Below are 13,121 nucleotides of genomic sequence, written 5' to 3'. Positions count from 1 at the left end.
TATGGCAGAGACGCGTGACCCGAGACCGAACGGACGGACAGGTGTGATGGCGGCGGTGGCCCCCGGACCGGCGTTTCCCGGCGAACCATACCGATCCACGCGAAACGGTGGTCGGTCCGCCCGGACCGTGACTAGCCTCGTCGGCATGCGGATGCCGGCCGCGCTCGCCGCCGCCGCGCTGCTGGTCACGGGCTGCGCGGCCTCCGAGGAACGCCCGTTCACCCCGGCCGGCGACGCCGCGTCCTCTCCCGGCGCCGTCTCCTCTCCGGCGGGCCCGGACGGCACGTCCCCCGGGGCGGCCCGGCCGCTGTCCGCCGGGTCGGTCGAGTCCGTCGAGGCCGCCCCCGGCCTCACCGTGTCGATCGAGTGGCCCGCGGGGCTCGACGCCGGGCAGCGGGGCGTGGTCAAGGCGTTCACCGACGCCTACGTCGGCACGTGGAAGGCCGTCGCCGGCGGCGAGGACACCGCCTATCTCGGCAGCGTCGAGGAGCAGGCGGCTCGGGACTCCTACACCTGGGTGCGCGGGTTCCGCGAGCGCCGCGAGTCCGTCACGGGCACGGCCAAGGTGTACGCGCTGCGGGTGCCCGCGGTGGTCGGCCGCGGCGCGGAGGTTGACGCCTGCGTGGACGAGTCCGGCATCCAGGTCACCGACGCGGGCAGCGGGCGTCCCCTCACGTCCCAGCCCCCCTGGACCCGGCCGCCGGCCGCGGTCTACCTCCAGGCGGCGGGCGTGCGCAAGGGTGACGACGGCGCCTGGCGCGTCAGGACGTACATGCACGCCGCCTACCCCCATCAGCGCGCGAAGGAGTGCCGCCGATGAGAACACCGCCGGCGTTGGCCGCCGTGCTCACCATGCTCACCGCGCTCGCCGTGCTGGGCATGTCAACGCCGGCCGCGGGGTTCGACGACCCCGGCGGCCCGCGCGGGGAGGGTTTCCAGGACGGTCCGACCAGCGGCGTGATCCTGCGCAACTCCAAGATCGTCGTCAGCGGCGACGGCCTCGGAGGCAGGGCGGACGGCTACCGCGTGCCGCGTCCCTGCTGGTACGAGCCCGGCGACAGCGCCGACAAGATGCTGGAGAAGCAGGAGGACGTCCGGGAGTACTGGTTCCACCTCAACCCGACCGGCACCGAGCGGGACTTCGACGAGTTCCTCAAGCAGTACAAGGACAAGGTGGGCGAGAACGGCCGCTGGTGGACCCCGGCCTACAACGCCGCCGACCCGAACGGCCTGGCCTGCTGGTCCGGGCTCCAGGGCGCGGTGTGGGTGCCCGAGGGCGGCACGCCTCCGGGCGGGATCACCCTGGCGGAGCTGTACCAGCTCGCCCGCGCCGCGCTGACCGTCCCGGAGCCGAAGATCAACCTCAGCCCGGACGTCAAGAGCTACGTCAACCTGCCCACCTGGGTCTGGCTCACCGGGATCGGCGCCCCGGCCCGCTCGGTGACGGCGGAGCTGCCCGGCGTGATGTCCGCCACCGTCACCGCCCGGCTCACCCGCCTGGAGATCGCCCCCGGGACGTCCGGGAGCCGCGCCGAGGTGAAGGAGGACTGCGGCCCCACCGGGCGCCCGTACGTCTCGGGCGGCACGTTCACCTGCGGCGTCCGGTACCTGCACGCGTCGGTCGACCAGCCGCGCGGGGCGTACACGCTCACGGTCACCACCGAGTGGACGGTGACGGGCCAGGGCGTCGGCTTCGCCTTCGCCCCGGTGCGTGTCACCGCCTCGCGGGACGTCCCGGTCGGCGAGGTGCAGAGCATCGTCCGGGGCGGCGACCGGTCGTGACCGGCGGCCGGTCCGCGACGGCGCGCGGTCGACGGCCATCGCGGGTCCGCCGGGTCTGAAAGAGCGTTTTCTCGCGAATCTTCCTGGAGGCTTGGGGGTTATTCGTGATGCCCGCGGGGCGGCCTGCCGTCAACCGGGGCAAATCCGCTTATAGCGCCAAATGTCCCCGCGTTTCTGGGTCGCTTATCCGCGAGGTTCCCTGAAGGTCACACGGGCCTACTCTGACATCTCCAGATATGTCCGGTGGTACACCGACGCGATCACGGGAGGACAGGCAGGAGCGGCGCAGGAATCCGGGGTGGAGCAGGGGGATCAGGAGAGCGGGGGAGAGGGGAGGCGGGCGTAGTACCGGGGGCTAGGGTCGCGTAATGCCATTAAATCCCCGCTTAACCGATCATATTCCCGATGCGCGTGCGAATGCATGGGCGGTTGGGATGATCGATGTAACAATGCGGTCGATCCTCTATTCCGGGTGTTCACGCCATCAAGCTTTTCCCATAATGTACGGGAGGTATCCGACGGGTTCGGGGGCGTGGCGACAGGAACCCACCGTGAGCATGAAATCCGCTGCAAAGGATCATTCGCCGAATCGCCGGCACGGACGGCGACCCTCCATCGACGATCACGGACGTCAGGCCGAGCCGCGCCCTCGTGGTGACATCCCGCCCACCCCCGCCGCGGCACGCGGCGTCACGCCGGAGTGAAGAGGTCCCCCCATGGCACTGATCGTTGTGCGCCTGTTCCCCGCCGGCGGCGAGGCCATGTCCGGCGCCGACTTCGCCGCCTTCCTCACCGGCCTGACCATCCGGGCCGTCGACCTGAACGTGTCCGCCCCCGAGGCGCAGATCGGCGTCCCCGCCGCCTACACCGCCCCGCAGGACCCCGCCCACCCCGAGATCCCGCACCCGTCCACCACGATCGTCCAGCACACGAGCTTCGACATCCTCACCGGCTTCTCCTACCAGGCGGCGGCCACCGCCGTGATCGCCGTGGCCCCGCCGAACCCGCCCGCCTCGCGCCCCGAGCACGCCACGCGCGACATCCGCCTGGAGATCACCAGGAACGGCACGATCGTCGACCGCCGCGTCTACATGAACGTGCCCGAGGCCACGGGGACGATCCCCGCCAACCGGGCCCTGTTCCCCGGCCTCGAACCCACCGGCCTGTACCTCGGCCTGCCCGGGCCCGGCCGGGCGATCGACCCGGCCGACGCCTACGTCGAGCTGCCCGCCGACGGCTCCGCACCCCCGTACGACCAGGTGCTCAACGCCGTGGCCCGGGTGCTCGGCGACGACCCCGGCGGCACGCTCGCCCTGGCGCCGCTGACGGTGAACCAGGCCCGCCACGTCGCCCGCGAGATCGTCTGGAACCAGAAGTTCCGGCCACTTCCTGGCCCCACCGGCGGCCGGCTCGGCGACCTCTACACGAACCCGACCGACGACGGCGAGAACGCCGAGCGCGGGCGGTTCGAGGCCACGCTCACCGCCTACTACGCCACCGGCGACGCCGACGCCGAGCGGCTCACCACCTACGTCGTCGCGCTGGCCACCGCGGTGGAGTGCGAGGCGCGCAGCACCGCCGCCACCGAGGCCGGCCTCACCTTCCCCGTGCTGCCCGGCCAGACCGCCACGGGCGAGCGCCACCAGCGGGTGCGCGTCAAGCTCACCGCGATCCCCGCCGCGTCCCGCCTCACCGTCCCGGCCCGCTACTTCTACGCCCTCGGCGCCGGCCTGCCCGCCACCTACGACGCCGACCAGCGGTACCGCGCCGCCATCCTCGCCGACGACGAACGCCTGCGCACCATGCTCGTCGCCGCCCGCGACGCCCACATCATCGCCGAGACCCCGCCCTCGTCCCCGCCCGGCCTGCCCGCCGGGCAGCCGCCCGTCGCCGACGCCCCGCCGGTCGGCATCGCGGCGGCCGTGCGCCGGCTGCGCGCCCTCGGCGACACCGGCGGCAGCCCCGCCTCCCTGCCCGTCACCGGCGACGTCCAGGCCCTGCTGAACGCCTGGCGGGCCGTCGGCGCCGCCGACATCGACGCCGCCTTCTGGGACGGCATCGTCGGCACCCAGCCCTCCGGGCACCTCGAACTCGTGATGTGCGCGCTCACGCGCGGCTACATCGTGCCCGTCGGCAACGTCCCCCTGCGCACCAAGCTCCGCGCCGCGCTCGGCATCGGCAGCGCCACCGCCGCGGCGGCCGTCCAGGAACCCGCCTGGCGGGCCGCCTTCCGTAACGACCCCGCCTGGCCGGCCAACCTCCCCGACTTCACCCGCCCCGGCTCCGACGAGGAACGCCTCACCGCCTTCGTGGCCGAGGTCCGCAAGTTCTTCACGCTCGCCGCCACCGTCAGCCCGGTCACCTCCGACGCCCCCGGCGCCCCGCCGCTGATCCGCGTCCCCTCCGGCGACCCGGTCAACCGCTTCACCGCCGCCTACGCCGCGCGGGCCGGGTCCGCCTTCGTGTTCGGCGGCTCCTGGGACGCCGGCCACCGTGACGCCGCCGTGGCCGACGTCGCGCAGGCACTGTTCCCCGGCGACGCGCGCGCCCGGCGCCGCCTCGACGCGGCCCTGCGCGCGATCGACGAGCTGACGCGGCTCGCCGCGGCGGTCCCCGAGCCGGTCCGCTTCTCGGTCATGGAGGCCCTGTACGCCCGGGGGTTCACCACCCGCGACCAGATCGCCGCGCTCACCGGGCGCGCGTTCCGGGACGCCCTGACCGGCACGGTCGCCTTCGACCTGGCCGACGCCCTCATGGACGCGGCCGGCGGCCCCGCCGGCGAGTCGTCCTCGGAGGACGAGCCGTTCACTCCGGTGAACCCGGACGGCTGCCTGGTCGACTGCGTGCCCCCCGAGCACCTGTCGCCGTTCGGCCCGGTCGCCTACCTGCACGCGCTGCTGTCCCTGCCCGTGGACGCCACCTGTGACGACCCCGGGTCCGCCGAGGCCGGGACGCTGGGCGGCCTGGTCTCGGCCCGGCGCGGCCCTCTCGGCGACCTCGCCGTGACCTCCGCCAACGCCACGACGCCGCTGCCCGTCGTGGACCTCGCCAACGAGTGCCTCGAAGCGCTCGCCGCCGACCCCGGTTCCGCGCGCGGCGCCGTCCACGACACCGCCACCGGCGACCTGGCCGGCCACCGGCTCGGGGGAGAGGACGGCCACGACCCCGCCACTCTGTTCGCCGCGCTGCCCGAGCATTCCACGCCGGCGGTCCCGGTCGCCGTCCCCGCCGCCTACGAGGCCCTGCGCCAGGACGCCGCGCACCCCCTGCTGCCCTACGTCCAGGGCCTGGACGTCAACCGCTCCCACCTGGAGGCCCTCGGCACCTGCCGGTACGAGGTGACGCGCGCCTTCCGCCGGGACATCACCGAGCTCGCGCTCGACCCCGCCCTCGAACCCGAGGGCTTCCGCGCGAACCTGTGGCGCCTCCCCCTCCGGCTGGACCTGGCCCTGGAGTACCTGTGCCTGTCCCGCGAGGAGTACGAGATCTTCTACGCCCGCGACCTGTCGTCCGGGGGCGACGAGGGCGGTGTGCGGGTCTGGCGCGTGTACGGTTTCCCCGGCCCGCGCGTGGGCCGCGTTCCCTGGACACAGGTCGTCGTCCGGATCCCCGAGTTCCTGGAGCGCACCGGCATCACGTGGTGCGACCTCATCGACCTGTGGCGGGCGCGCATCGTGCCGTTCGGGCGGCTGACCCCGCACGGCGAGGGTCACGGCGACGGCGGCGAGGGCGAGGACCCGTTCCCCGAGTGCGAGCCCTGCCACCTGGACCGCTACGCCCTGGACTTCGGACGCGACCCGGAGGGCGGCCTGCGGCGCATCGCGGTCGTCATCCGCCTGTGGCGCACCTTGCGCGGCGCGCGGCTTCCCCTGACGGCCGGCGAGCTGGCGGACGTGGTCAAGGTGCTCGGCCTGTTCGACTCCGGCGGCTCGGTGGACCCGGCGTTCGTCCGGCAGCTCGCCGCCTTCCAGCTCCTGCGCGACGAGTTCGGCGTGCCCCTGCGCGGCCGCCCGCCGCGCCACGGCGCGACCGGGACCGCCCGCACTCCGCTGCTCGCCCTGTGGACCGGCCCGGACGACCCGCACTGGGACTGGGCCGTCGGGGCCCTGCTGGACGCCGTCCGCCGGGCCGCCGTCCGCCGGTACCGCTGCCGTCCGCGCCCGGCCGAGTTCCTGGAGGTCCTCGCCGCCAACCTCGGCCCGCTGTCCCGCCTGGCCGGGTTCGACCCGGACACCCCGGCCGACACCTGGCACGCGCGGCCGGCCCACACGCTGCGGTTCGCCGAGGTGCTCGCCAAGCTGTACGCGAGCGACCTCGGCGTGGGCGAGCTGCTGTTCCTCACCACCACCGACGACCACCTGCAAGGCGACGACCCGTTCCCCCTCCAGCCCCCCAACGAGGCGCTCGACGACCCCCTCGCCCTGCCCGACGACGACGGCCCCGGCTCGCTGTGGTCCCTGCGCGCCGCCCTGCTCGCGGTAACCGGCGACGCCGACCACGAGAAGGACGGCCAAGGCGAGACCGGGCCCGACCGGCGCGCCCACCACGAGGCGGACGACGGCTCGGCAGAGGCGGCGGAAGCAGCAGAAGGGGCACAAGGGGCCGACGCGGCGGAAGGGACGAACTCCGTTCGAGCGGACCGTGACGGAACCGGCCCCGGCGAGGCGTCCGGCGGGCGGGACGTGGCCGCCGCGTGGACCTGGACCCGCATCGACGCCACCCTGCGCGCCCGCCTCGGCTACGCCCCCGTCGGCGACGACCCGCTGTACGTCCTCGGCGCGCGCTTCTTCCCCTCGGTGCTGGAGTCCGAGGGCGTCCCCGTGCCGCAGGCCGACCGCCGCTGGCGGGTGGAGCTCCCCGGGTCCCCGCCCGCGATGTGGAACACCCCCGCCGACGGCCCGTTCCGTTACGTGGGCGGCGCGCTCACCGCCGGGGTGCCCCTGCGCACGGCCGACGTGATCGCCAAGCTCGCGCGCGTCCGCCGCCTCACCCCGGCCGAGCGCACGGCCGTGCGCGAGCTCGTCGCCGGGCCCCGCGCCGTCCTGGCCCCGTTCGGCTTCCTCTTCGAGGACTTCGAGGAGTCCCTGCGATACCTGGCCGAGGAGGCCGACGAGCGGCGCCGGTTCGCGCACTTCCAGCACGCGGTGGCCCGCACCATGGCCCGCTGTCACGCCGTCGCCGGCCACCTGGCCGCGCACGTCCACGCCGTCACCGGCCGCACGCGCCAGGGCACCGCCGCGGCGGCGTTCCGCCTGCTCGCCCACCTGCACGGCGACGAGAACCGCGCCACCGGCCCCTGGGAGTCCGCCGACGGCCACACCCCGGACGTGACCTGGCCCCGTCCCACCGGAGGCGCCTTCGCCGCCCTGCTCGCGCTGACCGGCACCGGCCTGCTCGGCGAGTTCAGCCCCGCGGGCGGGGCCGGTGTGGTCTGGCGCGAGCTGCGCGGCCCGCTGCGCGCGTTCGGCGTGCCCGGCGACGTCCGGGACACGACCAACGCGCCCGTGCCCGGCGTGATCCCCGCGCTGGACGTCGCCGCCAGTGACGTCCAGGGCCGGTTCATCGTGATACGCAACGGGTTCGCGATGAGCGACGCCGCCGCCGACGCCCTCGGCGGCGCGCAGGGGTACACCGTCCGCTGGACCGGCTCCCTCCTCGTCGAGGAAGGGGGCAGGTACGCCTTCTGGGCCGGCGCGCCCGTCCCCGACGGCGAGATCCCGCCCCGGGACGGCACCGAGGGACGGCGCTGGCGGGTGGTCCTGCGCCGCGGCCAGCGCACCTGGGTCCTGCTCGCCAAGGACTGGCCCGGCCGCTCCGACGCCCCGCGCTTCCACGTGGACCTCGACCTGCGCCGCGGCGCCTACGACCTGGAGATCGAGTTCGCGCGCACCCGCCCGGACTTCGACGACCCCGACGACATCGTGGCCGCCACCACCGGCTTCCAGCTCTCCTACGCCGGGCCCGATTCCGGCGGCGAACCGGTCGCCGTCCCGCGCGCCCGCCTCTACCGGCGCACCCAGGAACCCCTGACGCTCGACGCGGGCATCGAGATCCTGACCGGCAACGAGCGCGCCGGGCTGGCCGGCCGGTACACCGGCTCGCTGCGCGACATCCGCCGCACCTACCAGCGCGCGTTCAAGGCCCTGCTGCTCGCCCACCGGCTCGGCCTGAGCGCCGACCCCGTCTCCGACGACGGCGGCTCCGAACTGGACCACCTGCTCGCCCGCCCGGACCGTTTCTCCGGCGCCGCCTACCACCGCGACGGCGGCGGCTTCGCCGTCCACCTCGCCGGATTCGACCCCGGCCTCCTGCCGGTCGCCGACCCGTACCTCACGCCCGGCCCGGCCCTCGACCAGCGCGCCGCCCCGAGCGTGCCCCGGCGGCAGGCGCTGACCGACTGGTGGGAGCGGCTGTTCGACTACACGGTCGTCCGCGCGGCGGCGCGCACCTCGCCCGAGCGCCCGCTCTGGCTGCTGTTCCACGAGTCCGCCGAGGAACACCCCGACCTGGAGGGCGACCTGCTGCGGTACCTCGGCGTCTCCCCGGCCCGCACCCCGCTGGTCCTGCGCTACCGGACCGACGGCGGCGGCATCGAGATCACCTCCGACGACCTGGTGGACGAGCGGTGGCCCGTCCGCGTCTGGCACGCCGACCTTCTCCTGCGGAAGATCCTCCGCCGCTTCCTGGTCGCCGACATCCGCGCCGCCCGGCCCGACCTGTGGGCCGACGCCGACCCGGGCGCCCCGCCGGACCAGACCTCCGGCAACGCCAACCTCACCCGCTTCGTGGCCGACGGCCTGATCGAGAACGGCCGTCCCCGCAGGTACGCCGACCTGGCCGCCCTCTCCGACGGCCTGCGCGCCCGGGGCCGCGCCGCCCTCCTCGCCCACCTGACCCGCCTGGACCGCGTCACCCTGCCCACCGGCGAGGCGGCGCGCCGTCCCGAGGAGCTCGCCGGCCTGCTGCTCATCGACGTCGAGGCGGGCCCCCGTGAGCGGGCCACCCGTGTCGAGGAGGCGATCGGCGCCGTCCAGACCTTCGTGAACCGCGCCCGGCTCGGCCTGGAACCGGGGTTCACCCCCGCGCCGGGCTTCCTGGCGCTGTGGGACGCCCGGTACGCCCGCCACCACGTCTGGGAGGCGTGCGAGCGCCGCCGCGCGTACCGCGAGAACTGGGTGGACGTCGACGAGCTGGCCGAGGCGCGGCGCAGCGAGGCGTTCGCCTTCCTGGAGGACCGGCTGCGCCGGGTCACGCTGACCAGGCCCGAGCCGGGCGGCCTGGAGTACTGGGCCGCGCCCCCGGCGCCCGAGCACCCCGGCGTCCAGGCCCTCCAGGTCCGCGACCCTTCGACCCTGCGCAGGGTCGATCCGCGCGGCCACGGATTCGAACTCCTCGGCACCCCCGACCGCCACGCCCGCCCGTCCTGGCTCGCCGCCCTGGGAACCGCCCGCAGCTCACCCGGCGACACCGACGGAGAACCCGGCCACCCGCCGGGCGGCGTCCCCGGTCATGGTCCTGAGGGTGGTCCCGGACAGCCGCCGGGCGGCGTTCCCGGTCACGCTTCAGACGGCGGTCCCGGACAGCCGCCCGGTGGCGTCCCCGGTCATGCTCCCGAGGGTGGTCCCGGACAGCCGCCCGGCGATGTCCCGGATCAGGGTGCGGGTAGCCCCCCCGGGCACACCCCTCACCCTCTCCCCGCCGGCGACCATGGGCCCGGCCCGCGCGCCGACGCCGTCCACGCCGATGCCGTCCGCGCCGAGGACGGGAACGGCGACCGGGACGGTGACGGGAACGGCGACGGCGAGGGGAGTGAGCGGGGGTCCGGGGCGGGGCTGGTGTGGTGGGTCGAGGCGGCGGTGCGGCTCGGGACGCGGTTCCTGCGGGTGGCCGCGGCGGGCGAGCCGCCGGCCGACGGCGTCCCGGGCGTCCTGCTCTTCCCGGACACGGCCCCGTCCTCGTGCTGCGCCGAGTGCGGCCGCGAGCACGGGCCCCTGGTGGACGAGTACTACTTCTGGCTCGCCGACGCCCGCTGGTTCGCCGCCCCCCAGCAGGACTCCCTGTGGCCCTGGCACGACCCCGAGCAACTGCCCACCCTGCTCGCCTGGCGCGGACGCGACCAGGTGCGCCTGGCCTGGTGCCGCGTCCACCACGGCGAGTTCGGCACGCCCCGCTTCAGCGCCGAGGGCGTACGGGTCACCGGCCCGGCCGCGCTGCTGTTCACCGGCCGCGCCGACGACTCGCTGACCTTCACCGTCCAGAACGGCCAGACCCCCACCGGCCACCCGGCCGACCCGCCGCCGGGATTCCGCTACGACCTGGCCTCCGACGACGCGATCGCGCTCCCGCAGGTGCCGCCGCCTCCGCCGCCGCTCCCGCCCACGGGCCCCGTCCACCCCGGCGGCCTGCCCGCCTACCCGTACTTCGCCTACCACGCGCCCGGCGCCCCGCTCACGCCCCGCGACCCGTACGGGCCCGCCCTGGCCGTGGCCGCGGCCCTGCGCGCGCACTGCAGGCCGGAGGCGGCGCTGCGCTGGTACGAGCTGGCGTTCGACCCCCTGCGCGGCGACGCGTCCTGGCTGAACTGCGGCCGGGACACCCCACACGACGACGATCCGCAGGACGCGCCCGCCGGCGGGCGCAGGCGGCGCGGCAAGGCGGCGCAGGAGGCCGAGCTCCGCGCCCACCGGGACGGGGTGCGGGCGCGGCTCGGACGGTGCTGCGCCGACAGCACCGCCGCATCCGAGGAGCGCGTCCGCCGCAGGTCCATCACCCTCCACTACCTGGAGACCCTGCTCGAATGGGGAGACGCCTGGCTGCGCCACCGCCCGTCCCCCGAGTCGTTCGCGCAGGCCCGCGTGCTCTTCGCCGCCGCGGCCCGGCTGCTCGGCGAGCGGCCACGCCACGTCGTCGAACCGGACGGGTCCGCGCCCGGCCGCGTGGACGACTTCCGGCCGCACCCCGCCCCGCCCAACCCCCGCCTGTTGTCGCTGTACGACCTGGTGGCCGACCGGCTCGCGCTGATCCGCGCCTGCCTGACCGCCGAGCGGCTCCCCGCCCGGCACATGCCCTACCTGGGCGCCACCGGCCTGGTGGACGGCTGGGTCGAGCCCGCGGGCACCGCCGGCGCCTGCCCGGACGACGACGTGTGCCTGCCCGCGAGCCCGTACCGCTTCGCCTTCCAGATCTCCCGCGCCCGCGAGCTGGCCGCCTACGTCCGCACGCTGGGCGCCGCGCTCCAGCAGGCGTACGAACGCGGCGACGCCGAGTACCTGCAGTCCCTGCGCGCCGACCACGAGCGTCAGCTCCAGGCCTCGGCGATCGCGCTGCGCCAGGCCCAGTGGCGCGACGCCGACTGGCAGGTCCAGGCGCTGGCCAAGACCAAGCAGATCGCGCAGACCAACCGCCGCTACTACGCCGCGCTGGTCGAGGCCGGCCTGAACCGCGGCGAGAACGATTACCAGGCGCTCACCGAGCAGTCGGTGGCCAGCCACGGCACCGGCATCCCGCTGGAGGCGACCGGCCAGGCGCTCGGGTTCATCCCCGACATCTGGCTCGGCGTGGCCGGGCTCGGCCCGCTCAACGCCAACCAGCTCCCCCTCGGCACCAAACTGGCCGGGGTGTTCGCCACCGCCGCCCGCATCGCGGGCACCGTCGGCACGATCGCCTCGATCACCGCGGGCGAACGGCTCACCCAGGCGGGCTGGGAGCGCCGCGAGGAGGAATGGCGCCACCAGGTCGAGGTGCTGGACCTGGAGATCGAGCAGATCGAGCGGCAGATCCTCGGCGCCGAGCGCCGCAGGGACGCCGCCCTGCACGAGCTCAACGACCAGCGGCTGCGCCTGGAGCAGGCACTCGACGTCGAACAGGTGCTCCGTGACCGGCTCACCGGGCACGCCCTGTACCTGTGGCTCCAGCGGGAGACCGCCGCGCTGTACTGGCGCGCGTACGAGCTGGCGCTGCGCGGCGCCCGGCAGGCCCAGCGGGCGTTCAACTTCGAGCGCGGCCACACCGGCGCCGAGTTCCTCGACACCCCGCTGTGGGACGGCCTGCACGAGGGCCTGCTCGCCGGGGAGCGCCTCGAACTGGCCGTCCGCCGGATGGAGCAGACCTACCTCGACCTCAACGTCCGCGAGTACGAGCTGGTCAAGCACATCTCGCTGCGGCTGGACCGTCCCCTGGAGTTCCTGCGGCTGCAGACGACGGGGGCGTGCGAGATCGACCTGCCGGAGTGGCTGTTCGACCAGGACTACCCGGGGCACTACATGCGCCGCGTCCGCAACGTCTCGCTGTCCATCCCGTGCGTGGTGGGGCCGTACACCGGCGTGCACGCCCGGCTCACGCTGCTGTCCAGCACGACCCGCGTCCGGCCCGAACTGATCCGGCCGCCGGGGGAGTGCTGCCCGCCGGAGCACGACCGCGGCCACCGCCCGGACTGCCCGCCGTGCGGCCACGGCGCCGGCTGCGGGTGCCGTACGAGGTGCGGGTGCCGTACGGCCGCCGAGCCGCCCGGGGACGGCTACACGCTTCTGCCCGGCGACCCGCGCGCGGTGCGCGAGTACGCCGCCCGCGAGGCCGTCGCGACCTCCACCGGGCAGGCAGACCCGGGCGTGTTCGAGGTCAACTTCCGCGACGAGCGCTATCTGCCGTTCGAGTACCACGGCGCGGTGAGCCGGTGGCTGCTCGAACTCCCGCAGGAGAACAACCGGTTCGACCTCGCGACGGTCAGCGACGTGATCCTGCACCTCAACTACACGGCCCGCGAGGGCGGCGAGGCGCTGCGCGAGGCGGCGACCCGGGCGTCCCGCGACCGGCTGCCCGGCGACGGCCTGCGCGTCTTCGACGTCGAGCACGACCTGCCCGACGCCTGGTACGCGTTGCAGCGCCGCGACCGGCCGCGCACGCTGCCGCTCTCGCTGTCCCGCGCGATGTTCCCGTTCCGGCCGGACGGCGAGGGGCTGCGGGTCGAGGCGGTCGAGTTCTTCATCGAGGCCCCGCACGCCGACCCGAGCCACCACCACACCATCCGCTACCGCCCGCCCCGCGACCACGGCGGGCACGGGGGAGACGAGCGTCACCGGCAGGGCCGTCGTGAGGAGGCCGACGAGTTCGAGGAGGTCTCGTGCGTGGCCTCCGCCGACTGGCCGGGGCTGTTCCACGGCGTGCTGACCCGGGTCGGGCGAGGAGTTCTCACCGACCACGAGTCCTCGCTGGGCACGGTCGAGGTGCCGGACGCGTTCGGGCGGGTGTGCCGGGTGTGGCTGCTGTGCGGGTACGTCTCGACGGGGTGCGCGCCGGGACGCTGCGCCTGCCCCGGCGACGGCCGCCCCTGCGGGCACTGA

General features: G+C 75.3%; 3 protein-coding genes. All 3 read left to right on the top strand.

What is annotated here, in order from left to right; all coding sequences use genetic code 11:
* Positions 1-145: 145 nt before the first annotated feature.
* The 3 genes from BJ982_RS37230 to BJ982_RS37220 all read left to right on the top strand — a co-directional run bounded on the left by BJ982_RS37230 (position 146) and on the right by BJ982_RS37220 (position 13,121).
* Positions 146-820, top strand: a complete 675-nt coding sequence (locus BJ982_RS37230) for a hypothetical protein (RefSeq protein WP_184887974.1) — start codon at positions 146-148, stop codon at positions 818-820.
* On the top strand, positions 817-1,782 hold the full coding sequence (locus BJ982_RS37225; RefSeq protein WP_184887972.1) for a hypothetical protein: 966 nt from the start codon (positions 817-819) through the stop codon (positions 1,780-1,782). Before BJ982_RS37230 ends, BJ982_RS37225 begins: the two co-directional genes overlap by 4 nt.
* 716 nt (positions 1,783-2,498) lie before the next feature.
* Positions 2,499-13,121, top strand: coding sequence for a Tc toxin subunit A-related protein (locus BJ982_RS37220; RefSeq protein ID WP_184887970.1), 10,623 nt, complete (start codon positions 2,499-2,501; stop codon positions 13,119-13,121).

Origin of the sequence: Sphaerisporangium siamense, from assembly GCF_014205275.1 — a bacterium.
GTDB lineage: Bacteria > Actinomycetota > Actinomycetes > Streptosporangiales > Streptosporangiaceae > Sphaerisporangium > Sphaerisporangium siamense.
Note: the sequence above shows the minus strand (reverse complement) of the source record. Positions and strands in the feature narration are given on the sequence as shown.

What these genes read in the sequence shown, in the direction of transcription:
- BJ982_RS37230 (WP_184887974.1), top strand. Translation starts at nt 146, where the DNA reads ATGCGGATGCCGGCCGCGCTCGCCGCCGCCGCGCTGCTGGTCACGGGC.
- BJ982_RS37225 (WP_184887972.1), top strand. Translation starts at nt 817, where the DNA reads ATGAGAACACCGCCGGCGTTGGCCGCCGTGCTCACCATGCTCACCGCG.
- BJ982_RS37220 (WP_184887970.1), top strand. Translation starts at nt 2,499, where the DNA reads ATGGCACTGATCGTTGTGCGCCTGTTCCCCGCCGGCGGCGAGGCCATG.